Origin of the sequence: Kocuria sp. p3-SID1428, assembly GCF_025149945.1 — a bacterium.
Classification (GTDB): domain Bacteria; phylum Actinomycetota; class Actinomycetes; order Actinomycetales; family Micrococcaceae; genus Kocuria.
Genome location: NZ_JALXVH010000001.1, coordinates 92,278 through 117,943 on the forward strand (window position 1 = coordinate 92,278; position 25,666 = coordinate 117,943).

General features: G+C 68.0%; 18 protein-coding genes and 1 pseudogene. 8 read left to right on the forward strand and 11 right to left on the reverse strand.

Translation table 11 applies throughout. From position 1 onward, the window contains the following. Positions 1-14 precede the first annotated feature (14 nt). Positions 15-1,439 (reverse strand): FAD-binding oxidoreductase, encoded by a 1,425-nt coding sequence (locus M3E84_RS00380; RefSeq protein WP_259893890.1) that lies wholly within the window; start codon positions 1,437-1,439, stop codon positions 15-17. 189 nt (positions 1,440-1,628) lie between these two features. Between M3E84_RS00380 and M3E84_RS00385 the strand changes: the two genes are divergently transcribed. Next, positions 1,629-2,192 (forward strand): AAA family ATPase, encoded by a 564-nt coding sequence (locus M3E84_RS00385; RefSeq protein ID WP_259893892.1) that lies wholly within the window; start codon positions 1,629-1,631, stop codon positions 2,190-2,192. Positions 2,193-2,388: 196 nt separating this feature from the next. Here the strand turns inward: M3E84_RS00385 and M3E84_RS00390 are convergent, their stop codons facing one another. From M3E84_RS00390 to thrS, 4 genes are all read right to left on the reverse strand, one after another. After that, positions 2,389-2,979 (reverse strand): hypothetical protein, encoded by a 591-nt coding sequence (locus M3E84_RS00390; protein ID WP_259893894.1) that lies wholly within the window; start codon positions 2,977-2,979, stop codon positions 2,389-2,391. Between the two features lie 132 nt (positions 2,980-3,111). Beyond that, positions 3,112-4,323 carry a multidrug effflux MFS transporter gene (locus M3E84_RS00395; protein WP_259893896.1) on the reverse strand — a complete coding sequence of 404 codons (1,212 nt, stop codon included), beginning with the start codon at positions 4,321-4,323 and terminating at the stop codon, positions 3,112-3,114. Between the two features lie 23 nt (positions 4,324-4,346). Next, positions 4,347-5,003, reverse strand: coding sequence for an HIT domain-containing protein (locus M3E84_RS00400; protein ID WP_259893898.1), 657 nt, complete (start codon positions 5,001-5,003; stop codon positions 4,347-4,349). Further along, positions 5,000-7,147, reverse strand: coding sequence for a threonine--tRNA ligase (gene thrS, locus M3E84_RS00405; RefSeq protein ID WP_259893900.1), 2,148 nt, complete (start codon positions 7,145-7,147; stop codon positions 5,000-5,002). Before thrS ends, M3E84_RS00400 begins: the two co-directional genes overlap by 4 nt. A 193-nt stretch (positions 7,148-7,340) precedes the next feature. Here thrS and M3E84_RS00410 point away from each other — a divergent pair, with 193 nt between their 5' ends. From M3E84_RS00410 to M3E84_RS00430, 5 genes are all read left to right on the forward strand, one after another. After that, entirely contained in the window at positions 7,341-8,714 is a 1,374-nt protein-coding gene (locus M3E84_RS00410; protein ID WP_259893901.1) for an MFS transporter, read from the forward strand. 88 nt (positions 8,715-8,802) lie between these two features. Then, positions 8,803-9,792 carry a hypothetical protein gene (locus M3E84_RS00415; protein ID WP_259893902.1) on the forward strand — a complete coding sequence of 330 codons (990 nt, stop codon included), beginning with the start codon at positions 8,803-8,805 and terminating at the stop codon, positions 9,790-9,792. Positions 9,793-10,103: 311 nt separating this feature from the next. Next, positions 10,104-10,802 carry a hypothetical protein gene (locus M3E84_RS00420; RefSeq protein WP_259893903.1) on the forward strand — a complete coding sequence of 233 codons (699 nt, stop codon included), beginning with the start codon at positions 10,104-10,106 and terminating at the stop codon, positions 10,800-10,802. A gap of 39 nt (positions 10,803-10,841) precedes the next feature. Beyond that, the gene (locus M3E84_RS00425) at positions 10,842-13,172 is read left to right on the forward strand and encodes an AAA family ATPase (protein WP_259893904.1); all 2,331 of its coding nucleotides are present in this window, start codon (positions 10,842-10,844) and stop codon (positions 13,170-13,172) included. A 105-nt stretch (positions 13,173-13,277) separates the two neighbouring features. Continuing rightward, the gene (locus tag M3E84_RS00430; RefSeq protein ID WP_259893933.1) at positions 13,278-14,450 is read left to right on the forward strand and encodes an NAD(P)/FAD-dependent oxidoreductase; all 1,173 of its coding nucleotides are present in this window, start codon (positions 13,278-13,280) and stop codon (positions 14,448-14,450) included. Here M3E84_RS00430 and M3E84_RS00435 read toward each other — a convergent pair. Then, complete coding sequence (locus tag M3E84_RS00435; protein ID WP_259893905.1) at positions 14,437-15,819, reverse strand: DUF4832 domain-containing protein; 1,383 nt, start codon at positions 15,817-15,819, stop codon at positions 14,437-14,439. The two genes, M3E84_RS00430 and M3E84_RS00435, sit on opposite strands and share 14 nt — an antisense overlap. 154 nt (positions 15,820-15,973) lie before the next feature. Here M3E84_RS00435 and M3E84_RS00440 point away from each other — a divergent pair. After that, positions 15,974-16,338 (forward strand): annotated as a pseudogene (locus M3E84_RS00440) (hypothetical protein); the annotation flags it as partial. A gap of 124 nt (positions 16,339-16,462) precedes the next feature. Here the strand turns inward: M3E84_RS00440 and M3E84_RS00445 are convergent. Both M3E84_RS00445 and M3E84_RS00450 read right to left on the reverse strand, forming a co-directional pair. Further along, entirely contained in the window at positions 16,463-17,752 is a 1,290-nt protein-coding gene (locus tag M3E84_RS00445; protein WP_259893906.1) for an MFS transporter, read from the reverse strand. Between the two features lie 43 nt (positions 17,753-17,795). After that, positions 17,796-18,998, reverse strand: a complete 1,203-nt coding sequence (locus tag M3E84_RS00450; RefSeq protein ID WP_259893907.1) for a M20 family metallopeptidase — start codon at positions 18,996-18,998, stop codon at positions 17,796-17,798. Between the two features lie 180 nt (positions 18,999-19,178). Between M3E84_RS00450 and M3E84_RS00455 the strand changes: the two genes are divergently transcribed. After that, on the forward strand, positions 19,179-20,333 hold the full coding sequence (locus tag M3E84_RS00455; RefSeq protein WP_259893908.1) for a PrpF domain-containing protein: 1,155 nt from the start codon (positions 19,179-19,181) through the stop codon (positions 20,331-20,333). 68 nt (positions 20,334-20,401) lie between these two features. Here M3E84_RS00455 and M3E84_RS00460 read toward each other — a convergent pair whose 3' ends face one another. From M3E84_RS00460 to nrdE, 3 genes are all read right to left on the reverse strand, one after another. Further along, positions 20,402-22,255 (reverse strand): DUF262 domain-containing protein, encoded by a 1,854-nt coding sequence (locus M3E84_RS00460; protein WP_259893909.1) that lies wholly within the window; start codon positions 22,253-22,255, stop codon positions 20,402-20,404. A 204-nt stretch (positions 22,256-22,459) separates the two neighbouring features. After that, on the reverse strand, positions 22,460-23,437 hold the full coding sequence (nrdF, locus tag M3E84_RS00465) for a class 1b ribonucleoside-diphosphate reductase subunit beta (protein ID WP_259893935.1): 978 nt from the start codon (positions 23,435-23,437) through the stop codon (positions 22,460-22,462). 61 nt (positions 23,438-23,498) lie between these two features. After that, positions 23,499-25,604: a class 1b ribonucleoside-diphosphate reductase subunit alpha gene (gene nrdE / locus M3E84_RS00470; protein WP_259893937.1), complete on the reverse strand. Its 2,106-nt coding sequence runs from the start codon at positions 25,602-25,604 to the stop codon at positions 23,499-23,501. Positions 25,605-25,666: the final 62 nt, after the last annotated feature.

Consider the following 25,666-nt stretch of genomic DNA (forward strand, 5'->3'; position numbering starts at 1 on the left):
ACCAGACGCCCGGTTCAGCGCTCCCGAGCGATGACCTTGCCGGGATTGAGGATCCCCTGCGGATCGAAGACCTCGCGGATCCGCTGCTGGAGCTCGAGCTGATCCTCCCCGAGCTCCTCGCCCAGCCAGCGGCGCTTGAGCAGCCCGATGCCGTGCTCGCCTGACAGCGTCCCGCCCAGCTCCAGGGCGATCCGGAAGACCTCGCCGGCGGCCTCCCAGATGCGCTCTGGGACCTCTGGCTCCCCGACCAGGAAGACGGGATGCAGGTTGCCGTCGCCGGCGTGGGTGGTCGTGGGGATGAGGATCCCGTGGCGCAGCTCGATCTCGCGGATCCGCTCGAAGGCCTCGGCCAGCCGGTCGCGCGGCACGGCGATGTCCTCCACCAGGATCGAGCCGCGTCCGTCGAAGCCGCCGTCCCGGGCCATCTGCTCGGCACGTGCCTCCAGCGCAGGGAACGCGCTGCGCCGCAGGTCCACGAGCTCCTCGGCCTCCGTCTCGTCCTCGGCCGCGCGGACCTCTCCCCCGGCGCGTTCGAGGATCGCCGCGGTCCGCCCCGCGGCCTCGGCCGCCTCGGCCCCGTCGGTCTGGACCAGCAGGAACGATGACCCCGCCGAGCCGATGCGCCGACCGCGCAGCTGCTCGACGCACTGCACCGTGGGCCCGTCCATCAGCTCGAGCAGCGCGGGGGTGAGGCCTTCGGCCGTCACGGCGGAGGCGGCCGCCGAGGCAGCGACGACGCCCGGGAAGCTGGCGGCGACCACCGGCCGCGGCCCCGTCACGACGGGACGCAGCGCCAGGGTGCACTCCACGATCACACCCAGCGTGCCCTCCGAGCCGATCATCAGTGCGCAGAGGTCGTAGCCGGTCACGCCCTTGACGGTGCGGTGGCCCACCGAGATCAGGCGGCCGTCGGCGAGCACGACCTTCAGCGCGAGCACCGCTTCGCGGGTGACGCCGTACTTCGCGCACAGCAGCCCGCCGGCGTTCATGGCGATGTTGCCGCCCACCGTGGAGATGTCCTTGCTGGCCGGATCCGGCGCCCACCACAGCCCGTGCTCGGCCAGCTGGGCGTTCAGCGCGCCGTTGAGGATCCCGGGCCCGACGACGGCCAGCCCGTTGGGCACCGAGATCTTGTGGATCCGGTCCATGTCCTGCGTGGAGAGCACGAGCTCGCCGGGGCCGGCGCACGCCCCGCCGGCCAGGCCGGTGCCCGCGCCGCGGGTGACGACCGGGATGTCGTGCTCGAAAGCGGTGCGGCACACGAGCTGGATGTCCTCGATGCTGCCGGCGCGGATCAGCGCCAGCGGGGCGCCCGGGCTGCGGTGCCCCGAGCGGTCCTCCCGCAGCGGCTCGAGCTCAGCGGGGTCGGTGCTCAGCCGCGCCCCCAGCTGCGCCTTGAGGTGCTTGAGCGCAGTCGTCGTCGGGTGGTTCGTGGGCATCAGGCAACTCCTCGGTCAGGTGCCGCAGCAAGCAGCACGAGGGGTCCTGCTGGGATGCGGTGTGACTCGAGCCTAGGTCCACCCGGTCGACGCATGGGCGAGACGTGGTTGCGGCAGCCGGTCATGCCAATGGTGGAGGCTCAGACGACTCAGAGGCCACGGCACCCGGCGAGGCCTAGGCTGATGTGCGTGCTCACCGCAGATGACCCCCTCACCTGGATGCCCCAGAGGATCACCGTGGCCGGCGGCAGCGGGACCGGAAAGACCACGCTCTGCAACCGGATCGCAGAGCTGATGGGGTACCCGCGGGTGGAGATCGACAGCCTGCACCACGGTCCCGAGTGGACACGCCGCGAGTCGTTCGTCGCCGACGTCGAACGGTTCATCTCAGGACCCCAGTGGGTCATCGAGCTGCAATACCAGGAGGTACAGCCCCTGATCCTGGAGCGCGCAGACACCCTGTTCTGGCTGGACTACCCCACCTCGGTGCAGATGGCTCGGCTGGTGCGGCGCACCCTGAGCAGACGCCTGCTGCGGCAGGAACTGTGGAACGGGAATGAGGAGCCCCCTCTGCGTACGTTCTTCACCGATGAGGACCACATCATTCGGTGGGGCTGGCGAACCAGGAACAAGCTCAAGCGGGTCATTCCCACGTTGGACGACCGCTGCCCCTCTTTCACCACCGTGCGTCTGAGCCATCCCCGGGAAGCCAGACGGTGCCTCAGGGCCCTCGACGAGGGCACCAGACGATGAAGGAGCTGACGGCGAGGCTCGGATACTGCATCGACGACCGGTGCATGCATCAAGCAGCGAGTTCGCCTTCGGCTGGACCTGGACAGAGGATGCGCCCGTGAGGTTTACTGAACGCAGCTCCCCTCCTGCGGGTGGGTGAGAAGTAGAGGCCAGGATCCCCGCTCTGACGGGACCTGGCCTTCGCGCTGTCCATTGTCTACTGCAACACGATGCGCATGATCTGGACGGCTCCCTGAAAATGGTCGAGCCATCTCCTGTCGCCCGTCTCGGCATCACCGACCGCCCCCAAGACCTGATCGGGGACCCACAGCATCGGTTCGATCGAGGGCAACTCGATCTCCACCCTGATGCCCGCAGGGATCGCTCTCTGGCCTCGTAGGCGCAGGATCAGGTCCATGTCGCGCTTGTTGAGCGACGGAGTCCTTGCCTCCAGGTGCACGAGACTGACATTTCGCTGGCCCAGCTCCCAGAGCAGACGCTTGAGGCACTCCGCTCTCGCTCGTTCCTGCTTGCGGAGATTCAGCGGAGTCGCCATGACCACGAGATGCTCGCCTTCGGCAGAGGCCACCACTGCCGTGACTTCAGTCTTCTTCCGTGGGCTCAGCTCATGCCAGTGAAGCTTCGGAGCCCCTTTCGGGAGGACGGTCCGCAGCTGGTGTCTCGTCCCGGGGCAGCGAGCCGGCTCGGAGACGACTGCACCGAGCAGATACATGGGATCAGGCACAGCGTGCTGTCGCATGCTCTCGTCCACCCAGGCATGAAGCTCGGGATGGTCCGAATTCTGCATTCGGGTCTCCTCTCAGACCCCATGACGCTGTCGCCAAAAGGCCCAGCTCGAGGGTGGCTCCAGCAGACACGAGAGGTCAGACGACACAAGCGGACCGGATTGCAGGCCACCGCAGAGCCCTGATCTTGTGGCTCAGCTGCTCCCGGCTGTGCTGCCAGCCGAGACCGAGGCCGCACGGCGCCGGAGCATCAGGAACGCGGCCAGCGCGATGGATGCGCACACGGCCATCGTGCACGCCATCGGGCGAGCGTCGGTCTCGCCGGCCATGCCCACGATCGGGGAGACGAGCGCGCCCATGCCGAACTGCAGCGCCCCCATCAGCGCCGAGCCGGTCCCGGAGGTCTCGGGCGCGGCCTGCATGGTCACCGCCGAGGCGTTGCCCAGGATGAAGCCCATGGCGGTCGTGGCGCAGAAGAGCAGCGCCAGGGTCGGCACCGTGGGCAGCCCGATCAGCACGACGACGACCAGCGCCAGCGCCACCGCCGTGAGCGCGAACAGAGCGGTGCCCAGGGTGCGCTGGACGTGCACGCGTCCGGCCAACCGGATCGAGATCAGGCTGCCGGAGGTCATACCCAGGGCGTTGAGCCCGAACAGCAGCGAGTACGCCAGCGTGGGCAGGCCCAGGATGGACTGGATGACGAACGGCGAGGCCGAGACGTAAGCGAACAGCGTGGCGAAGGACATAGCCGAGACGACCACGCCGCCCGCGTAGACCGGCGTGCGCAGCACCGCGTCGATGTTGGATGCCATGCGCCGCAGGCCGCCCTCCTGGCGCCGCGCGTCGGGCAGGGACTCCGGGACGACGGTCAGGATGCCGACGACCATCACGGCCACGATCGCGGTGATCACCCAGAAGATGCCTCGCCAGTCGGCGACCTGCAGAATGGCGCCGCCCATCATGGGCGCGATCACCGGCATCACGCCGCCGATGATCATCATGATGTTCATCAGCCGCACGGTCATGGCTCCACGGGTGAGGTCGGTGATGATCGCCCGGGCTATCACCACTCCGGCCGCACCGCTGAAGCCCTGCACGAATCGTGCCGCGATCAGCACCTCGATGCTCGGTGCCAGCGCGCACACGATCCCGGCCAGCAGGCACACGACCGTGCCGATCAGCAGCGGGCCGCGCCGCCCGAGAGCGTCGGACATCGGCCCGATGATCAGCTGGCCCAGGCCGAGCCCGATCATGAAGGTGGTCAGCGTGAGCTGGACCGCCGAGCCCGTGGTGGTCAGCTCCCGGGTCATCTCCGGGAACGACGGCAGGTAGACGTCGGTGGCCAGCGGCGAGACCGCCGACAGCAGCGCCAGCACCACGATCAGCACGGCGGCGGGTCGCTGCATCGCCGCGCGCAAAGCGGGGGTGATCAGCCCTCCTCGGAGTGCTCGGCCGGATCCTCAGCTCCCGCGCCCGAGGCCTCCGGTGCCGGCTCCGACCCGGACCCCGGCCCCGGCCAGTGCTCCCGGATGTCGGTCCAGGTCCCGCCCAGGGTGTCCATGATCGCCTTGGTGTGGGCGGTCACCGGCAAAAAGTTGGAGTCGCCGATCCACCGCGGCACCACGTGCATGTGCAGGTGATCCGACAGGGACCCGCCAGCGGCCTGGCCCAGGTTCAGCCCCGTGTTGAAGGCGTTCGGGTGGGAGGCCTCGCCCACTGCCACGACGGCGTCGCGGGTCAGGCGCATGAGCTCGGTGAGCTCATCGTCCGACAGATCAGTCAGCTCGGCCACGTGACGGTACGGGCACACCAGCAGGTGGCCCGGGTTGTAGGGGAACAGGTTGAGGATCACGAAGCAGTGCTCGCCGCGGAAGACGATCAGGGATTCGTCGTCCCGGCGCTCGGGTCCCGTGCAGAACGGGCAGCCCGGCTCCGTCTCGACCGAGGTGTCTTCGCTGCGCACGTAGGCCAGCCGGTGCGGGGTCCACAGGCGCTGGAACGAATCCGGCACCCCGGGGATCTCGAAGTCGTCCTGGCGCACCCAGTGGTGCTGGCCGACGCGCGCGTCCTGCTCCCCCGTGCTCATGACTGCGTGCCCTGCGACCTCGTCGCATCGGCGTCCACACCCGGGGCCTGCCCGACCGTCTCATCGCCTGCGGCCGCCGAGGGGACGGGATCGTCGTTGACGCGATTCGACACGTGCGCGGCGATCCGCGCGACGGCCTCCTCGACCGGCACCCCGTTCTCCTGGGAGCCGTCGCGGAAGCGGAAGGAGACGGCACCGGCATCGGCGTCGTCGCCGCCGGCGATCAGCACGAACGGCACCTTGTCCTTGGACGCGGTGCGGATCTTCTTGGGGAATCGGTCCGAGGAGGAGTCGAGCTCGGCGCGCACACCGGCGGTGCGCAGCTTCGCCACGACCTCGCCCAGGTAGTCGTCGAAGGCCTCAGCCACCGGGATGGCGCGGACCTGCTCGGGCGCCAGCCACGCCGGGAATGCGCCGGCGTAGTGCTCGGTGAGCACACCGAAGAAGCGCTCGATCGAGCCGAACAGTGCCCGGTGGATCATGACGGGGCGCTGGCGGGAGCCGTCGGCGGCCGCGTACTCGAGGTCGAAGCGCTCCGGCATGAAGAAGTCCAGCTGGATCGTGGACATCTGCCAGGTGCGCCCGATTGCGTCGCGGGCCTGGACCGAGATCTTGGGGCCGTAGAAGGCGGCGCCCTCCGGGTCCGGCACGAGCTCCAGACCCGATGCGGTGGCGACCTCCTCGAGGGTCGAGGTGGCCTCCTCCCAGGTGGAGTCGTCGCCGATGGACTTCTGCGGATCGCGCGTGGACAGCTCCAGGTAGAAGTCGTCCAGCCCGTAGGCCCGCAGCAGGTCCAGCACGAAGTCCAGCGTGGTGGCGATCTCCTGGCGCATCTGCTCGCGCGTGCAGTAGATGTGGGCGTCGTCCTGCGTGAAGCCGCGGGCGCGGGTCAGGCCGTGGATCACCCCGGACTTCTCATTGCGGTACACCGTGCCGAACTCGAACAGCCGCAGCGGGAGGTCGCGGTAGGACCGGCCCCGCTGGCGGAAGATCAGGTTGTGCATGGGGCAGTTCATGGGCTTGAGGTAGTAGTCCTGGCCCTGCTTGGTGATGTTGCCCGCGGCGTCGCGCTCCTCGTCCATCTGCATGGGCGGGAACATGCCGTCCTTGTAGAAGCCCAGGTGCCCGGAGATCTCGAACAGCGAGGACTTGGTGATGTGCGGCGTGCTCACGAAGGAGTAGCCGTTCTTGACGTGCTGCTCGCGCGAGAGGTTCTCCATCTCCATGCGGATCAGACCGCCCTTGGGGTGGAACACCGCCAGTCCGGAGCCGATCTCGTCGGGGAAGGAGAACAGGTCCAGCTCGGAGCCCAGCTTGCGGTGATCGCGCCGCTCGGCCTCGGCGAGCCGGTCCTTGTACTCCTTGAGCTCGTCCTTGGTGGGCCAGGCCGTGCCGTAGATGCGCTGCAGCTGCTTGTTCTTCTCCGAGCCGCGCCAGTAAGCGGCCGCCGAGCGCATGAGCGCGAAGCCGTTGCCGATCAGCTTGGTGTCCGGCAGGTGCGGGCCGCGGCACAGGTCCTTCCAGACCGTCTCCCCGGACTTGCGATCGACGTTGTCGTAGATCGTCAGCTCGCCGGCGGAGACCTCCTGCGAGGCGCCCTCCGTGGCCGCGACCTCCGCGCCGGAGCCGGGACCCTGGGCCAGACCGATCAGCTCGAGCTTGTAGGGCTCATCGGCCATCTCGGCGACGGCCTCATCGTGGGTGACGCTGCGGCGGCGGAAGCTCTGCGTGGAGTTCACGATCTTGAGCATGCGCTTCTCCAGCGCCTTGAGGTCCTCCGGGGTGAAGGCCTCGTCGACGTCGAAGTCGAAGTAGAACCCGTCCGTAATGTACGGGCCGATGCCGAGCTTGGCCTCCTGCTTGAGCTGCTGGACCGCCTGGGCCATGACGTGGGCGGTGGAATGGCGCAGGACCTCCAGGCCCTCAGGATCCGAGATCAGCACGCGCTCGATGGACTGGCCCTCGGCCAGGGGCGTGGCCAGATCCCGCAAGGTGCCGTCGATCCGGGCCACGACGACCTCGCGCTGGCCCTGGTACAGGTCGGCTGCGGTACTGCCCGTGGGGACCTGCTGCCGCTGGCCGTCGACGATGACGCTCAGGGTCTGATCATCGGCGCCGTTGTGCGCGGAGGGGTTCTGGGACACGGACTCGCTCATGAGCTGCTGCAGCCTTTCGGTTCGGGGGACGCGGCCGTACAGGGGCCGCGTGACCTGGCCATGCTACCGGCGCGGTGCGACGCCGCAGTGCCGAGGCAGCCGGGGTGCCCTGCGGCGGACGCGGCTAATGTGGCCAGTGCCCCGCACCCAGATCCGCAGCCGATCGGAGACCCGTTCCGTCATGCCCCAGCCGCCCTCCTGGACCGACGACTCCGAGGACCCCGACGACCGCGACAAGGCCCTGCAGGACCGAGGCGACGACGGACCCGCCGAGCCCAGCTCCTACAACCAGCCGGTGACAGGGCAGATCCCGCGCCTCGAGGTGCCGGAGCCGAGGCGTCGCAGAGATCCGGCCCAGCCGATCCTCTCGAAGCAGTTCGTGCTGCTGTGGCTGATCCAGTTCCTGGTCTCCATACAGTTCTACCTAGTGACCACGATCTCGGCGGTCTACGCGATGGAGCGGTTCGGGGCCGGAGAGTCCGAGGCCGGGCTGACCACCTCTGCGTTCACGATCGGAGCCGTGATCGCCCGGCTGCTCAGCGGCAAGTACATGGAGGTCCTGGGACGCAGGCGCGTGCTGCTCAGCGCGATGGTGCTCTTCAGCCTGGTCTCGGCTGCCTATCTGCCGGACACGGGCATGTCGGGTCTGCTGGCCGTCCGCTTCGTCAACGGCCTGGCCTTCGCCGCGATCACCACGATCGCCCCGGCGGCGGTGCAGTCCGTGATCCCCTCACGGCGCCGCGGCGAGGCCACCGGCTACTTCGGGATGTCCACGACGCTGGCCACCGCCCTCGGCCCCGCCCTGGGCGTGATGCTCTCGCGCTCGATCGGCTACGGGAGCCTGTTCCTGCTGGTCACCGTGGTGGCGCTTCTCGCACTGGGTGTCGTGCTGGTGCTGCGCGTCCCGGAGATCGAGCTGAGCGCCCAGCAGCGCCGGGCGGCCCTGCAATGGAGGCTGTCCTCGATCATCGAGCCGCGAGCGCTGCCGATCTCCGGGCTGATGTTCTTCATCGGCGTGGCCTACTCCACGATCCTGTCCTTCCTCAACGCCTATGCGATCGAGCTGGACCTGGTGGGTGCGGCGGCTGCGTTCTTCGTGATCTACGCCGTGGCGATCGTGCTCACGCGCCCGTTCCTGGGGCGGCTGCAGGACCGGCGCGGGGACAACAGCGTGATCCTGCCGGCGCTCGTGCTCTTCGCCGGGACCCTGTCGCTGCTGGCCTTCGCTGTCTCCGGCTGGATGCTGCTGGTGGCCGGCGCTGCGCTGGGGTGCTCGTTCGGGGCTCTCATCACCGCTGCGCAGTCCGCCGCCGTGAAGCGGGCGCCGATCGCGCGCGTGGGGCTGACCACCGCGACCTTCTTCCTGTGCATGGATCTGGGCGCCACCGTCGGCCCCGCGGTCCTGGGCGCAGTCATCCCTGCCCTGGGATACCGGGGCATGTTCCTGTGCGCGGCCGGTGTGGTGCTGGTCTGCCTCGGCTACTACTGGCTGGTGCACGGTCGCAGCATCGGACGCCTGCCGCCCCTGCCGACGGGGACGATCGACATCGTGTGAGCCCCGGCTCGACGATCATCAGCCTGCTGGGATAGTTTCGATCGTGAACGACCGATCTGCCCGTCTTCGCCCCACGAGGTCCCCCGCCATGCCAGTTCCCGCCCCCCGCTCTGGACTCCGGTCCTTCCCCGCGACGACGCGCCGCACCCTGCTGCTCGGCACGCCGCTGGCCGTGCTCGCGGGAGTCAGCGCATGCTCCTCCGATCCGAACCGCACTGCCTCGGACTCGGACGGCTCGGGCACGACGACACCCTCTGCCAGTCCGTCGCCGACACCCGAGCCCGTAGAGCTGCCCGGCGGCGGGAGGGAGGTCTTCCCGGACCGTCGAATGGTCGCCCTCTACGGCACCCCGGGGGTGCCGGGGCTGGGCTGCCTGGGCGAGCAGGACCTCCAAGCCTCGATCACCCGCGTGAAGCAGCTGGCGAAGGAGTACGAGCCGTTCTCCGAACAGCCGATCATCCCGGCCTTCGAGATCATCGCCACCGTGGCCTCCGCCGAGGCCGGCCCCGACGGCGACTACTCCAATGAGCTGGATCCGAAGTCCCTGAAGCCGTGGATCGATGCCGCAGGCGAGGCCGGTGTCTATTGCGTGCTGGATCTGCAGCCCGGCTCCACGGACTTCCTGACCCAGGCCAAGCGCTACGAGGATCTGCTGCGGCAGCCGCATGTGGGCCTGGCGCTGGATCCCGAGTGGCGGCTGCAGCCCGGTGCTCGGCACATGGTGCAGGTCGGCTCGGTGGGCGCCGCCGAGGTCAACGAGGTCGCCCAATGGCTGGCGGGCATCGTGCGGGAGGACGACCTGCCGCAGAAGGTGCTGATCCTGCATCAGTTCTCCGTCACCATGCTCCCGGACCGCGCGAGCATCGATGCCACCGTGCCGGAGCTGGCCATGGTCATCCACGCCGACGGCCACGGCACCCGCGATCTGAAGCTGAGCACCTGGGAGACGCTGAAGACGGATCTGCCCCAGGGCATGCGCATGGCGTGGAAGAACTTCTACGACGAGGACACCCCCACCTGGACGCCCGAGCAGACCTACGACATCGAGCCGAAGCCGTGGTTCGTGTCGTATCAGTGAGGGCGTCGAGCATGCCAGACGCCACTGTCAGGACAGTACTGGCCTGCATCAGGCAGGGGAGCACGCCACTCCACGGCAGGCAGGATGCGACATCATCGCCCAGAGTGTCGTCTCGCGTCGGCGCGGGCTCGGCGTGTTGCCCGCATCGCACCGACACCGCGACTAGGCTCACGGTGACTCCGTTACGCGCAGCGCCATGCAGGACGTGAGCCTAGTCGCGGTGTCGGGCATAAAAGTAACCCCGGCGATGTGGCCAACGGCCAGTGATCGTTCCGGGGTCTTCGCGGAAGACTCTACCGCAGGAGAGAGCGATGTCAACGCCTCATCCACCCGCGCCTCCGTCCCATGAGTGGGACTACGGCGAGCTGCGCCGACTCCTGACCAATGAGCGGCTCTCCTCCTATTTCGCAGACACTGACGGCAGCAATCAGCGAGCGTTCGAGCTGTACGAGTGGAACATGTCTGCTTCTGCATCGGTGCTGGAGCTCACCTCGATGGTCGAAGTGATCATCAGGAATGCCATTGACGCCGCACTTGCGGAATGGGCGCAGAAGAAGCGCCCAGGAATCAGCTGGTTCGATCTGGCTCCTCTCGATGATCGCGCCAGTTTGGACGTTTCCAAGGCCCGCCAGCGGGCAACCCGCCACGGCAAAGACGCCGAGATCCACGGCAAAGTGATTGCCGAGCTCAGTCTCGGCTTCTGGCGCTTCCTCGTCGAGTCCAGATACTTGACCTCGCTCTGGGTTCCAGCGACACACAGGGCCTTCGAGAACGGCCCCAAGGATCTCCGGCAACGGCAGAGAGAGGTCGCCGGGCGGATGAAGAGCCTCACGTTCGTCCGTAATCGCGCAGCTCACCATGAGCCGATACACCGCAGAAATCTGCAGCGTGATCTGACGTCCGCCCTTGACCTGGCGAAGTGGGTCTCGGCAGATGCGGAAGCGTGGGTGAACGCGAAATCCACCTTGCGCCGACGCATCCCAGAACATCCTGGTCGGCGGAAGGCCTGATGACCGCCGCGGCATGCTGCAGTTGAGACCATGGTTGCCATGACCGCCCTCACCCTCACCGCCGAGTTCTCCGACGCCCTGGAGAAGCTGCACGCCGGCGTCCCCGTGTTCCTCACCGGCCGCGCCGGCACAGGCAAGTCCACGCTGATCCGCACGTTCCTGGAAGACACCTCGCGCTCCGTGGTGGTGGCCGCGCCCACGGGCATCGCCGCGCTGAACGTGGGCGGCTACACCCTGCACCGACTGTTCTCCTTCCCTGCGGGCATCACCCCCGAGCAGGTGCGCTCCGGGGACTACCGGCCGGGTCGGTTCATGAAGACCCTGAAGGCCCTGGACACCCTGGTGATCGACGAGATCTCCATGGTCCGGGCCGATCTCTTCGACTGCCTGGTGCTCGCCCTGGAGCAGTTCGGGCCCAAGCCGGGCACGCCGTTCGGCGGTGTGCAGCTCGTGCTGGTCGGCGATCTGCATCAGCTGCCCCCGGTGGTGACCGAGCCGGAGCGCGAGCATTTCCAGACCTACTACGAGTCCCCCTTCTTCTTCTCGGGACATCAGTACGCGGCGCCGTCGTTCGCGGTCGTGGAGCTGACCACGGTCTTCCGCCAGCTCAACGACACGCGCATGGTCGAGATCCTCAACGCCGTGCGCGACGGCGGCCTGCTCGAGGAGGCGCGCACCGAGCTGAACCGCCACACCGATCCGGATTTCGAGCCGCCGCTGGATGAGTTCTGGCTGACCCTGGCCACCACCAACCGGATCGCCGGGGCCCGCAATCGGCGGATGCTCGAGCGGATCGAGGCACCGGCCGCGTTCTCCACCGCCCGGATCACCGGAGAGCTCGATGGCATGGAGCGCCCGGCCGAGGACGTCCTGGAGTACAAGGCCGGCGCCCAGATCATGCTGCTGACCAATGATCCGGCCGATCGCTGGGTCAACGGCACCCTGGCCAAGATCACCGAGACCCTGTTCGACGACGACGGCGAGCCCTACGTCGTCGTCGAGCTGCCCGACGGCTCGCGCACCACCGTGGAGCGGCACCTGTGGGAGGTGACCCGGCCGTCGGTGGCGGGCGGGCAGCTCACGCACGAGGTCGTGGGCACCTTCTCCCAGCTGCCGTTCCGCCTGGCCTGGGCGATCACGATCCACAAGAGTCAGGGCCAGACCCTGGACCGGGTGGTGGTGGATCTGACCGGAGGCACCTTTGCCGACGGGCAGCTCTACGTGGCGCTGAGCCGCTGCCGCACGCTCGAGGGCATGGTCCTCACCCGCGATGTGCTGCCCAAGGACCTGCGCGTGGATCAGCGCGTGCGCCGCTTCCTGCGCTCCCAGGCACCGGCGCTCGAGACCCGCGGCAGCGTGTACCTGGGCGTGTGCTGGGTCGGCGACGAGGGCACGCGCTGGAAGCCGCGGCCCATCGAGCTGGCCGTGGTCACCGACGACGGCCAGCAGGCCGCAACGCTGGTGAACCCCACGCGGGATCTGGGCTCGGCGCGCACGGACTACGGCATCGCCGCCGCCGACGTGGAGCTCGCCCCGGTGCTCGAGCAGGCCTGGGCCGCCCTGGGCCCGCTGCTCAGCGACCGCACGCCCATCGGGCTGCATGTCGACCAGGCGCTGAGCCGCATCGACTTCGAGCTCAAGCGCAACCAGCACGTCACCCGCATGCCGCTGGGCACCGAGCTCGACGACGGCTCACTCACCTGGGAGGACCGCACCCGCCTGAGCGCCCCGACTGCGCTGGAGCGCGCCTTGGCCGCCCGCGACATCGCCTCCCGACGCGGTCTGAGCGGCGAGGAGCCGTTCCCCCGGATCGACGACCGCCCCGGCTACCTCATGCCGCGCAGTGCAGAGGGCGTCAAGCTGCTCGTGCACGCGCCCGGGCTGGACGCCTCGGACGACGATCGCGCCACCGCACTGACCGAGGCGCTGCGGGTCGCCGCCGACCGCGCCGCTCTGAGCCCCACGGCACGAGGGCTCCTGCAGGAGATCGAGGCGCAGCTCGGCACGCAGATCCTGGACGGCGACCAGGGCGCAGACGTCGATCTGTCCGACGTCCTCTCCCCCGGCGCGCGAGTCTGCTTCACGGGCACCGCCCATGACGCCGACGGGCGCGAGCTCTCCCGCTACGACGTGGAGAGGCTGGCTGCCTCCCACGGGCTCACCCCGGTCGCCAACGTCACCAAGACCAAGTGCGACGTGCTGGTGGTCGCCGAGCTCGGCACCCAGTCCGGCAAGGCCAAGAAGGCGGTGCAGTACGGCAAGCCGATCCTGGCGTTCGCCGACTTCCTGGCCTGGGCCGAGGGCACCTCGTCGACGGTCGATCCGAGTCGAGCCGCTGAGGCGCCGTCGGTCCGCATCACGGCGCTGTGAGCCTCCGCGCCTGCAGGGAATAGCTCGACGCCGCCGCGCGCTCTCGATTTTGTGGATACATCACATACTTCTCAGCGGGCCGAGGGCGATCCCCTGCCCGTGCTTGTGATCGGCGCGGGGCAGGCCGGGCTCAGCGCGGCGGGTCACCTGCTGCGCAAGGGGCTGCAGCCGTGGCGGGAGTTCGTGGTGCTCGACGGCAATGACGGGCCCGGCGGAGCGTGGCGGCATCGCTGGGACTCGCTGACCTTCGACGCCGCCCATGGCATCCACGACCTTCCCGGTTTCCCGCTGGGCGATCCCGATCCGACCGAGCCGGCCAGTCGCGTGGTCTCCCGCTACTACGGAGCCTTCGAGCGCGAGCTCGGACTGCCCGTGGTGCGCCCGGCGGCCGCGACCTCGGTGGAGCGCGACGACGACGGCCTGTTCCGCGTCACGGCCTCCGACGGCTCGGTGCGGCGAGCGAACGCGGTAATCAGCGCGACTGGGACCTGGAACCGACCGCACTGGCCCGCCTATCCCGGGATGCGGGAGTTCGCGGGCCGGCAGCTGCACACCCGCGACTTCACGGCGGCGGAGGACTTCGCCGGCCAGCGCGTGCTGGTGGTCGGCGGCGGCACCTCAGCGCTGCAGTTCCTCCTGCAGCTCGAGGCCGCTGGGGCGCAGACGGTGTGGAGCAAGCGTCGGGAACCGGACTGGACCGACCGCTTCTTCGACAAGTCCTGGGGTGCTGACGTGGAGGCCTCGGTCTCCGCGCGCACCACCACCGGGCTGCCGCCGCTGTCGGTGGTCGCCGCGACGGGCCTGCCGCTCACGGAGCAGTACCGGCAGGGCATCGACGACGGCGCCCTGATCTCCCGGGGCCGACTCCTGCGGCTCACGCAGACGGGCGCGGTGCTCGATGGGCCCGGACCCGACGGTCGCGGACGGCCCTCTCAGGGTGAGGTCGTGGAGGAGGGCCTGCAGCGGACGGAGCCGCCCATGGACGCCCTGCCCGGTCGACCATCCGAGACGGACGGACCGCGCGCATGGGAGACCCCGGTGGATGCGGTGCTGTGGGCCACCGGCTTCCGCGCCGTGCTGGATCACCTGGCCCCGCTGCACCTGCGCCGGCCCGGCGGCGGCGTGCAGATGGAGCCGGACGGCGTCTCAGTCACCGAGCAGCCCGGGCTGTTCCTGGTGGGCTACGGAGCCTCGGCCTCGACCATCGGAGCCACGCGAGCCGGTCGTGCGGCGGCCCGCGGCGCGGTGCGCAGCGCCGAGAGCCTCACTCGACCGTGAGCTGCATCCCCAGGTCGTTGACGCCGGTCCCGGAATCCCAGATGCCGTCATTGGCCAGGCGCACGCTGTAGGCCGGCTGTCTCAGATCCGCGCTGGTGGAGTCGCTGTCCGGATCCGGGACCTGCAGCCCCAGGGAGTAGGACCCCGTCTGGGCGGGTGCCTGGAACGGCACCGGAACATAGCCCTCCTCACCCGGGCGGATGCCATCCAGCTCCACGTCGGTCCGCGCGGTGTGCACGATCCGGCCGGAGTCGTCGGAGAAGGTCAGGACGATCTCCGCATGCCGCCCGGTGGCCGCGTAGCCGTCGTTGCGCAGCTGCAGCCAGAGCTGGCCGTCCTCCCCCGGCGCCAGCTCGCGCGGCGCGGAGGCGCTGGCCAGGGCATAGCGGTAGCCCAGTCGCTTCTGGATCTCGGCCAGGTCGTCCTCGCCCCAGGACTGCAGGACCTCCTGGTTGAAGTCGGCGTTGAGCACGGCCCAGCTGTAGCGCTGCAGCTCGGAGACCGCGGTCTCGGCGTCATCGGAGCGCCCGGGGTTCACCGCGCAGGTCTCCCCCGTCGTGGGCACGTTCTTCGCGACCTGCTCCAGATAGGCGCGGTCCTCGTCGTTGACCAGGGTGCCCATGTCCGTGTCCGAGGCCAGGAAGCAGTCGTTGTGGATGCCCACCCGGTCCTTGCGGTCCTCGTGCACGAGCCGGCGATGGATCTCCGGGTAGCGGACCTGCAGCACGATCCGCGGGTCGATGCTCTCCTGCAGCGCATCCATGACGCGCTGGCGGTTCGCCCAGTCGTCGCCGGTGAGATTCCACGGCTCGTTCGCATCGCTGGCGAAGTTGTCCGAGTAGTACCACTCGCCCCACTGCCCCACGAAGCCGGCCTGCAGCGAGTGGATCACGCCCCGGTGATCATTGAGCACCGGCGCCAGCTGCTGGATGTGGGCGACGGTGCGATCCGCGGTGGCGTCGTCCGTTCCGTCCTCCGTGTAGGCGAAGCGCACGATCGCCTTCATGCCTTCGTCGTTGAGCAGGTCGAGATCCGAGTCCAGGTCGTCCAGGACCTTCTGCGGCAGCGCGTCCGACTCGCGGTATCCGTCGAGCAGCACGATCCGATAGACGACCGTGGTCTGGTCCTCATCCTTCCAGCGACGCAGCTGCCAGACGTCCAGGGGCGTGTGCCCGGAGCCGTCCTCGGCGTAGCGAGTCTGGGTGTAGTGCGACATCCCGCGCCCCGGGTTGGGAATCGGCTCGTCGGTGGACTCGTAATCCTGGACCTGCTTGGACATGGGACCCTGGGGAACTCCTGCGATCAGCGAGGCGACGACGGCCACCACCGCTGCGGCGCCCAGAAGGCCATGACGATGCGTGGAACTCACCCCGACCCCGATTCGAGATGCCGGGAGGATCCCGGCGGACGAGACCAGCGTAGTGGTGCGTGCGGGATCATCCCGGACTCGCAGGGCCCGACCCCGTCACGGACAGGCCGGCGAAGCACTCGGTCCGACTAGCGTGAGCGACATGACCCAGAAGATGCCCGCCCGCGAATTCCTCGAGGCCTGCTCCGTCGACCCCGCCGTCCTCGAGCTGCGCCCCGACTACCGGGGGCTGCTCATGGTCGTCGATGGCCTGAGCCCCGAGGTCACTGCCGGCGACGGCGGGCAGGCGGTCGAGGAGCTGATCACCGCCGCCGAGAAGCATACTGCCGAGCTCCTCTCGCAGACTCCGGTGGACGAGCTGCCCCACATCGCCGCCGGCGCGAGGCCTATCGGGCCTTCGGCGCCAAGCCGCAGCGCACCCGCAACTCCCTGGAGGCGCTCACCCGCCGCGCCGAGAAGGGGCTGCCACGAGTCAACGCGCTGACCGATGTCTACAACGCGATCTGCGTGCTGCATCAGACGCTGACGGCGATCGTCGTGACCCGTCGGCTGTCGCGGATGACCACCCTGCCGCCGCCCGAGGGCTGAAGACGAGGACAGCGGCCCGTCGGACGGCGACCCGCTGGCATCTGCAGTGGAGAGCTCAGGCCTCGGTGAGGTCCTTGCCCTTGGTCTCCGGCATGAAGAAGACCGTGGCCACAGCGATCAGCAGCAGGCCGATGGCGTAGAAGCCGAACGTGCGCGCGTCGCCGATCCACGTGAACACGTAGCCGGCGGTGCCTCCGAAGGCCGCGATGGCGATCGCGTAGTAGATCCCGAACCCGCTCGTGCGCTGGCCCGTGGGGAACATCTCCGCGTACGTGGCCGGGGCGTGGGAGAGGAAGCCGGCCAGCAGCCCGACCTGGACGCAGATCGCGAAGGTCAGCTGCCACATGGTGCCGCCGTCCACCAGATTGATCATGGGCAGGTAGAGAATCGCACTGCCCAGCAGGCCGATGATGATAGCCGGCCGTCGTCCGATCCGGTCCGAGACCCAGCCCCACACGGGCAGCACGAGGATCAGGAAGAGGTTGCCCAGCAGCGCGGCCTCGAAGGCCTCTCCCGGCGAGTAGCCGAACGAGGTCTGAGCGACCGAGCTCATGGTCACCGACCAGATGTAGTACGACACGGTCAGGCCCGCGGTCATCGCGATGACCCGCAGACCGGTCGGCCAGTTCTTCAACACGGCGACGAAGACGTTCTCCTCCACGATCTCCAGAGCCTGGGTGTGGGCCCGGTGGTCCTCGAAGACCTCGGACTCCTCCATGGAGCGGCGGATCCACAGGGCGATGAGTCCCAGCACGGCCCCGATCGCGAACGGCACGCGCCAGCCCCAGGCGGCCATCTGATCCTCGGTGAGCATCGCCTGCAGGCCGAGGCCGAGCCCCAGGCCCATCAGCAGGCCGAAGGTGCCGGAGACGTAGATGACGCTGGCGAACAGGCCGCGGTGCTCCCGCGGCGCGTGCTCGGCCAGATAGGTCTGGGCCGAGGGCATCTCGCCGCCGTGGGCCAGGCCCTGGATGAGGCGGGCGAGCACCAGCAGCACCGAGGCCAGCCAGCCGATCCGGTCGTAGGTGGGGCACACCGCGATCAGCAGCGAACCCGCCGAAGCCGCCAGCACGGCCAGCGTCAGCGACGGGCGGCGCCCGATCCGGTCGCCGACCCAGCCGAACACGAAACTGCCGAAGGGCCGGGCCACGAAGCCCACGGCGAAGACCGCCATGGTCTGCAGGAACGCCGACTGCGGGTTCTCGCTGTTGAACAGCTGGATGGAGAAGTACACCGCGAAGGTGGCGTAGACGTTCCAGTCGAACCATTCGACGGCATTGCCGACGCCGGTTCCGATCAGCGTCCGGGCGGCGCTCTGCCGGGGTCGCTCGGTGGTGGTGGTCATGGACGGCACCTGCTTTCTCGAGGCGGGAGGGTGTGGTGGTCGTTCAGGACGGCTCGACGAGTCGGCCGAGGGCGAGCTCGGTGAGCAGGTGGGCGGCGTCGTCGAGCACGGAGTCGTCGAAGATGGCCTGCGGGGAGTGGTTCGACGGCGCCGTCGTCGGGTCGGTGCCCTCCGGGACGGCGGAGACGAACACGAAGGCCCCGGGGATCTGCTCGAGCACGTAGGCGAAGTCCTCCGAGGCCGTCACCGGATCCGCCATGGGCGACCAGCGGCCCGGGAAGCCTCGCTGGACGACCGCCTCCACGTAGTCGACCTCGGCGGGATCGTTGAGGGTCGTGGGCGATGAGGCGGTGACCTTCAGCTCGCAGTGCGCGCCCCGAGCCTGCGCCAGGTGCGTGAACAGCCGGGCGAGCTCCCCGAGCATCTTCTGGCGCGTGGCATCCGAGAACGTGCGCATGGAGAAGGAGGCCATCGCCTGATCCGCGATCACGTTGTTCGCCTCACCGGCGCGCAGGACGCCGCAGGTGAGCACCACCGGGTCGAAGACGTCGAACTGGCGGGTGATCATGACCTGGGACTGGGTGACCATCTCGCACAGGATCGGGATGGGATCGACCGTGTGCTGCGGCGCGGAGCCGTGTCCGCCGCGCCCGATGACGCGCAGATCGAAGGTGTCCACCCCGGCCATCAGCGCACCGGCGCGGCTGCGGATCGAACCGGTGGGGTGCCCCGAGGACCAGACACGCAGGCCGTAGGCATGATCCGGGCGGCGCCCGGCCGCCTCGATCAACCCCTCCTCCAGTACCAGCCGCGCTCCCCCGTGGCCCTCCTCCCCCGCCTGCAGGAGGAAGACGACGTCCCCGTACAGCTCCTGGCGCCGGGCGCACAGCTGCCGGGCGGCCCCGACGATCGCGGCCATGTGCAGGTCGTGCCCGCAGGCGTGCATGGCCCCGTTCGACGAGGCGAAGGCCTCGCCGGTCTCCTCGACCACGGGCAGTGCGTCCATATCCGCGCGCAGAAGCGCAATCGGGCGCCTTTGATCAGCGGGGACTTCGGCGGTGCCGCGCAGGACGGCGACGAACCCCGACGCGCCGGAAGCCTCGGTGATCTCCACCGGCAGCTGCTCGAACTCCGCCAGGAGCCGGGCATGTGTGCGCGGCAGCTGCAGCCCGACCTCGGGGATCTGATGCAGCTCCCGACGCAGGGCGATCAGGTCGAGGTCCTGCGCCTGGACTGTCCGGGACATCTGGGCTCCTCCGCCTCGGGGCTCTCTCGCCCGGTGGTTCTCGGCAGGGCGCCAGGAGGCCTGCGTCCTGCCGGGACACCGATCACGATGCACCGAGCCTAATCCTCAGCCGGGTCACCGGCGGGACCCCGAACAGGGCCTGTGCTTGCGCCGCCCCAGCAGCGTCGCCAGACTCCCTGCATGAGCGCAGATGCGAAGGCCCGCCCGACGACCACCTGGATCGATGCGATGTTCATGCGCGGGGGCACCAGCAAGGGACTGTTCTTCCGCGAGCAGGATCTCCCTCCGGCGGGGCCGCAGCGCGACCGCGTCTTCACGGATGCCCTGGGCTCCCCGGATCCGTTCGGCCGGCAGCTGGACGGGATGGGCGGCGGGATCTCGTCGCTGTCCAAGGTCGTCTCCGTGGCGCCGTCGTCACGGCCGGATGCGGATGTGGACTACACCTTCGGCCAGGTGGCCGTCCGCGAGGCGGCCGTGGACTACTCGGGCAACTGCGGCAATCTCTCGGCGGCCGTCGTGCCCTTCGCGCTAATGGCCGGCATCCACGAGGTCGACGACGACGGACCCGCCAGCGTCATCGCCCACAACACCAACACCGGGAAGCTGATCGAGGTCAGGCTGGAGGTCGCCGATGGCGCCGCCGTGACCTCAGCTAACTTCGTGCTCCCGGGCGTGGCCGGATCCGGAGCACCCATCGAGCTGCGCTACCTCGACCCAAGCGGCTCGCGCACCAGCGGCGCGCTGCCCACTGGGTACCCCGTCGACACCCTCGAGGTCGGAGGGCGTTCGATCGAGGTCTCGCTCGTGGATGTCGCCACGCCCATGGTGTTCGTGGCAGCCACCGATCTGGGCCTCACGGGCGCCGAGCTGCCCGACGCGCTCGATGCCGAGGCGGAGCTCGCAGCCCTGCTGGAGCGGATCCGACGGACAGGTGCGGTGGCCATGGGACTGTGCGAGACGCCGGCGGACGCCCCGCAGTCCGTTCCCAAGATCGCGATGGTCGCACCGCCAGCAGACTCGACCCTTCTCGACGGCACCGATGTGCCCGCCGCTGACTGCGACGTCCTGATCCGCGCCGTGTCCATGGGGCTGAGCCACCGCGCGATCCCCGGCACCTCCGCGCTGTGCGCAGCGGCAGCCGCGAACATCGAGGGCACCGTGGTGCAGCGCTGTTCCACGAGCTCGGGCTCGGAGCTGCGGATCGCGACGCCGTCGGGCGTGGTCGCCTCCGCGGCCGACGTGAGCGCGGAGGACGGTGCGCTCAAGGTCACTGCGGCGTCGCTGTTCCGCACGGCCCGGCCGCTGATGCGCGGACAGGTGGCGCTGCCGCAGTAATGCGGAGAGGCCCGGATCCGCATTGTGCTGCGGATCCGGGCCTCGTCGTCGACCGATTTCAGTCAATCTCAGGCGTCGTCCGTGTCGTCTTTCACCTGGTCGGAATCGAACGTCGCCGCTGCCGCTACGGCGTCTTGAACGACGTCGGCCCCGGAGCTCTCCCGTTGCACCGGCGTCCCCATGGCTTCCTCGATCAGTCGGATGAGGAACTCGCGACGGTGCTCGAAGTGGCTCGCAAAGTCGTCTCGCCGCATGGCCTCCGCATCGAGACCGTGCGACCGCAGCAGATCATCGACCTCTGCCGAGGACAGTTGCGACTCCCGCTCCACACGTCGGAGGTACTGCGACGGAGCGACACCGCCGATCGCCCGGTTAGTGCGTGCCGCCAGGGGTGTCTTATTGATGATGCTGTCGTACTGGCTGCCCCGGATGTCATTCTTCTCCGACCAGGCCTTGGGGAAGACATGGTGGATGTCGGTCGCCAGATCCTTGTGTGTCTGCAGGTCGAAGCGATGGTTGGCAATCCAGTCACGTGCGCCCTTCGCCACCTGCAGCGCGTAGATCCCCTTGTACGCGGCGGAAATCCGGGACCTCAGCGTGTACAGACGCCATTCGTTGAACGACGCGTCCGCGACGGTCAGGGGCAGGTCTTGGGACTCTCCGATTGCCCAAGCCGGTACCTGCTCCACGTCTCGCGCGAACCGGGTCTCTGTTGAGGAACCGTAGAGCTCGCCCAGCACTCCGGACCAGTACCAACGCCGGAGCCGAGCCTGCACTCCGTGATTGTCGGCGTTCGAGCCGAGGAGCACTCGGATCACAGCAAGCGGGACGAGCTGGGTCGCATACGGCAGGAAGCGCGTGTCGAAGATGCACTGATCGACGACGAATCGCGCAGCCCACAGAAAACCGTCGCGCAGCTGATCCCGCCACGACAGATACGACGCCAATTCGAGCTTCAGGAGGTCCTCGCGCTTGGCGGACACGGCCGGTGGGCGCTGGGTCCTGCTCTCCCGGTTGCGCCGGAGAGTCTCGAGCAGGCTGATTCCCTGGATGAATTCAACGTTACGGGTGTCAGCCAGAACGGGGTACACCGCGAAATCAGCTTCGATCTCGGCCCAGTCGTCCTTCAGCCTGAAGTCGCTGCCGTGCTTTTCGAAGTATTGCGCGTCACCTGCGAAGCTGGAGGTGAGCAGCTCGAATACCGTCAGCGGCACCCCGCCGGTGTTCACCTTTTCGAAGACCGTCGCCACAGCCGCCTTGCTGGTCTTGCGGTCCAAGGAGATGGCCGGGATCCGGTAGGCCGAGGTCGGCTGCACGATGTCGTTGATGAATCGGTCGCCCAGATCTCGATCGTCCATCCGGCTGACGAGACGGTAGAGAGCAAAGCTGTCCAGGAAGAGACTGACCGGCACGATTCCCGCCCTGACCTGATTGTCGGCATCCGACAGGTCCCGGACGATGTCCCGTCCGAAATTGGAGCGCTCGATGCCGTCGGCAGGAAGCGACAGGACCGCGTCATCAAGACGGTCATCCCCTTCTGCTGCCACCCGGACGTCGACGAAGTATCGACGGTCCAGGAGCTTCCCGCGCGAGTCCCTGGTCGCCACGACTCCGTTTCCGCTGAAGGCCTGGGTCAATGAGGTGAGTCGCTGCTGCCCGTCCAGCAGAAGCCAATCGGGCGCGGTCCCCTCAGGAGCTCCCGAGCCGGAGATCGCCTTGGGCTTGAATCGCACGTGCTCGTTGCCGGTCTGCAAGAGCATGACGATGCCCATCGGGTGGCCCCGTAGGACGGTGACGATGAGCTGGCGAACGCGCTCGTCGTCCCACTTGTACTCCCTCTGGAAATCCGGAAGCTGCAGCTTTCCCTGGCGGGCCCATGAAACGTATTCAGCGAGCTGGAACTGCGGGGTCTCGAAGGACAAATTGAACCTCGTCTCGGTATGGGGCCATGGTTCGGCTGCAAGTGACCGACTTCGAACTCATCATGCCCCACAGCAGGAGACCGGCTGCGTCAGCTGCGTCATCGTCGCTTCATCCGGGAGCTGCATCAAGAAGGGCCCGGCACCGCAGAATCCTGCGGTACCGGGCCCTGGGTCGCCTCGTTGGACGACAAGAGGATCAGCCGATCAGAAGTCCCAGTCCTCGTCCTCCGTGTTCACGGCCTTGCCGATCACGTAGGAGGACCCGGAACCGGAGAAGAAGTCGTGGTTCTCGTCGGCGTTCGGGGACAACGCGGAGAGGATCGCCGGGGAGACGTCGGTCATCTCCTTGGGGAACAGGGCCTCGTAGCCGAGGTTGTTCAGCGCCTTGTTGGCGTTATAGTGCAGGAACTTCTTGACCTCCTCGGTCCACCCCACCGCGTCGTAGAGCGACTCGGTGTAGGCGATCTCGTTCTCGTAGAGCTCGTCGAGCAGGTCGTACGTGAAGTCCTTGAGCTCGGCCTGGCGCTCAGGGCTCTCCTGCTCCATGGCGCGCTGGTACTTGTAGCCGATGTAGTAGCCGTGCACGGCCTCGTCGCGGATGATCAGGCGGATCAGATCCGCCGTGTTCGTCAGCTTGGCGTGCGAGGAGAAGTGCATTGGCAGGTAGAAACCCGAGTAGAACAGGAAGGACTCCAGCAGCGTGGAGGCCACCTTCTTCTTCTGCGGATCATCGCCCACATAGCGGTCCAGGACGATGTCGGCCTTGCGCTGCAGGAACTCGTTCTCCTCGGACCACCGGAAGGCGTCGTCGATCGTCTTGGTCGAGGCCAGCGTGGAGAAGATCGACGAATACGACTTGGCGTGCACCGACTCCATGAACGCGATGTTCGTGTAGACGGCCTCCTCGTGCAGCGTCACCGCATCCGGCAGCAGCGACACGGCGCCCACGGTGCCCTGGATGGTGTCCAGCAGGGTCAGCCCGGTGAAGACCTTCATGGTGAGGTCCTGCTCCTGCGGGGTGAGCGTGTTCCACGACTGGACGTCGTTGGACAGCGGCACCTTCTCGGGCAGCCAGAAGTTGGCGGTGAGCCGGTCCCAGACCTCGTCGTCCTTGGGATCCTGGACGCGGTTCCAGTTGATGGCCTTGGCGTGGTGGCGGGTGAGCTCCACCTTCTCGCTCATCATCTCGGCGAGTCTCCTCTCAAGTCTGTTCGGCGTGCGTCGTGCGCTGGATCCCGGCGGATCACAGCATGCAGGAGACGCAGCCCTCGATCTCGGTGCCCTCGAGGGCGAGCTGGCGGATGCGCGAGTAGTACATCGTCTTGATGCCCTTGCGCCACGCGTAGATCTGCGCCTTGTTGACCTCGCGCGTGGTGGCGGTGTCCTTGAAGAACAGCGTCAGCGACAGGCCCTGGTCCACGTGCTGGGAGGCCGCGGCGTAGGTGTCGATGATCTTCTCGTAGCCGATCTCGTACGCGTCCTGGAAGTACTCCAGGTTGTCCTGATCCATGTGGGGCGCCGGGTAGTAGACGCGGCCCAGCTTGCCCTCCTTGCGGATCTCGATCGGCGCGGCGATCGGGTGGATCGACGCCGTCGAGTGGTTGATGTACGAGATCGAGCCGGTGGGCGGGACGGCCTGCAGGTTCTGGTTGAACATGCCGTGCTCGGCCACCTGGGCCTTCAGCTCGCGCCAGTCGTCCTGCGTGGGGATGTGGATCTCCGACTGGGCGAACAGCTCGCGCACGCGCTGGGTGGCCGGCAGCCACTCCTGCTCCGTGTACTTGTCGAAGTACGAGCCGTTCGCGTAGTCCGAGTTCTCGAAGTTCACGAACGTGGAGCCGCGCTCCTTGGCCAGCAGCATCGAGGCCCGCACGGCGTGGTAGGTCACCGTGTAGAAGTAGATGTTCGTGAAGTCGACACCCTCCTCCGAGCCGTAGTGGATGCGCTCGCGCCCCAGGTAGCCGTGGAGGTTCATCTGCCCCAGCCCGACGGCGTGGGACATCTCATTGCCGCGACGGATGGAGGGCACCGAGTCGATCTGCGAGAGCTCGGAGACGCTGGTGAGTCCGCGGATGGCGGTCTCGATGGTCTGCCCGAAGTCCGGGGAGTCCATGGTCAGCGCGATGTTCAGCGAACCCAGGTTGCAGGAGATGTCCTTGCCCACAGTCTCGTAGGTGAGGTCGTCGTGGTACGTCGAGGGCTCTGAGACCTGCAGGATCTCGGAGCACAGGTTGGACATGATGATCTTGCCCTCGATGGGGTTGGCCTTGTTGACCGTGTCCTCGAACATCACGTACGGGTAGCCCGACTCGAACTGGACCTCCGCCAGGGTCTGGAAGAAGTCGCGCGCCTTGATCTTGGTCTTGGTGATCCGGGCGTCGTCGACCATCTCGTGGTACTTCTCGGTGACGTTCACATCCGAGAACGGCATGCCGTAGACGCGCTCGACGTCGTAGGGCGAGAACAGGTACATGTCCTGGTTGTTCTTGGCCAGCTCGAAGGTGATGTCCGGGATGACGACGCCCAGCGACAGGGTCTTGATGCGGATCTTCTCGTCCGCGTTCTCGCGCTTGGTGTCCAGGAACTTGTTGATGTCCGGGTGGTGCGCGTGAAGGTAGACCGCACCGGCGCCCTGGCGAGCCCCGAGCTGATTGGCGTAGGAGAACGAGTCCTCCAGCAGCTTCATGACGGGGATGATGCCCGAGGACTGGTTCTGGATCTTCTTGATCGGGGCACCGGACTCGCGGATGTTGGTCAGCGCGAACGCCACGCCGCCGCCGCGCTTGGACAGCTGCAGGGCGGAGTTGATCGAACGGCCGATCGACTCCATGTTGTCCTCGATGCGCAGCAGGAAGCACGAGACCATCTCGCCGCGCTGCTTCTTGCCCGCGTTCAAGAACGTGGGGGTCGCCGGCTGGAAGCGCCCGGAGATGATCTCCTCGACCAGGTGCTCGGCCAGCTCGCGGTCGCCGTCGGCCAGGTAGAGGGCGACCATGACCACGCGGTCCTCGAAGCGCTCGAGGTAGCGCTGGCCGTCGAAGGTCTTGAGCGTGTACGAGGTGTAGTACTTGAACGCGCCCAGGAACGTCTTGAAGCGGAACTTGTGCCCGTAGGCGAGCTTGGACAGCTTCTTCACGAACTCGAAGTCGTACTTCTCCAGGACCTCGGGCTCGTAGTACTGGTGCTCCACCAGGTAGTCGAGCTTCTCCTTCAGGTCGTGGAAGAAGACGGTGTTCTCGTTGACGTGCTGCAGGAAGTACTGGCGCACGGCGTGGCGGTCGGCGTCGAACTGGATGTGGCCGTCGGCGTCGTACAGGTTCAGCACGGCGTTGAGCTCGTGGTAGCCCATGCCGCGGAACTTCTCGGGGACCTTGGGATCTTCGTGGCCCCAGCCGGAGACGCCGGCGTGGG

Excerpts from the sequence above, each read along its gene's own strand:
- M3E84_RS00425 (WP_259893904.1), top strand. The coding sequence starts at position 10,842 with ATGACCGCCCTCACCCTCACCGCCGAGTTCTCCGACGCCCTGGAGAAG.
- nrdF (WP_259893935.1), bottom strand. The coding sequence starts at position 23,437 with ATGAGCGAGAAGGTGGAGCTCACCCGCCACCACGCCAAGGCCATCAAC.
- M3E84_RS00390 (WP_259893894.1), bottom strand. The coding sequence starts at position 2,979 with ATGCAGAATTCGGACCATCCCGAGCTTCATGCCTGGGTGGACGAGAGC.
- M3E84_RS00445 (WP_259893906.1), bottom strand. The coding sequence starts at position 17,752 with ATGACCACCACCACCGAGCGACCCCGGCAGAGCGCCGCCCGGACGCTG.
- nrdE (WP_259893937.1), bottom strand. The coding sequence starts at position 25,604 with ATGGGCTACCACGAGCTCAACGCCGTGCTGAACCTGTACGACGCCGAC.
- M3E84_RS00455 (WP_259893908.1), top strand. The coding sequence starts at position 19,179 with ATGAGCGCAGATGCGAAGGCCCGCCCGACGACCACCTGGATCGATGCG.
- M3E84_RS00400 (WP_259893898.1), bottom strand. The coding sequence starts at position 5,003 with ATGAGCACGGGGGAGCAGGACGCGCGCGTCGGCCAGCACCACTGGGTG.
- M3E84_RS00420 (WP_259893903.1), top strand. The coding sequence starts at position 10,104 with ATGTCAACGCCTCATCCACCCGCGCCTCCGTCCCATGAGTGGGACTAC.
- M3E84_RS00380 (WP_259893890.1), bottom strand. The coding sequence starts at position 1,439 with ATGCCCACGAACCACCCGACGACGACTGCGCTCAAGCACCTCAAGGCG.
- M3E84_RS00415 (WP_259893902.1), top strand. The coding sequence starts at position 8,803 with ATGCCAGTTCCCGCCCCCCGCTCTGGACTCCGGTCCTTCCCCGCGACG.
- M3E84_RS00395 (WP_259893896.1), bottom strand. The coding sequence starts at position 4,323 with ATGCAGCGACCCGCCGCCGTGCTGATCGTGGTGCTGGCGCTGCTGTCG.
- M3E84_RS00450 (WP_259893907.1), bottom strand. The coding sequence starts at position 18,998 with ATGTCCCGGACAGTCCAGGCGCAGGACCTCGACCTGATCGCCCTGCGT.
- M3E84_RS00410 (WP_259893901.1), top strand. The coding sequence starts at position 7,341 with ATGCCCCAGCCGCCCTCCTGGACCGACGACTCCGAGGACCCCGACGAC.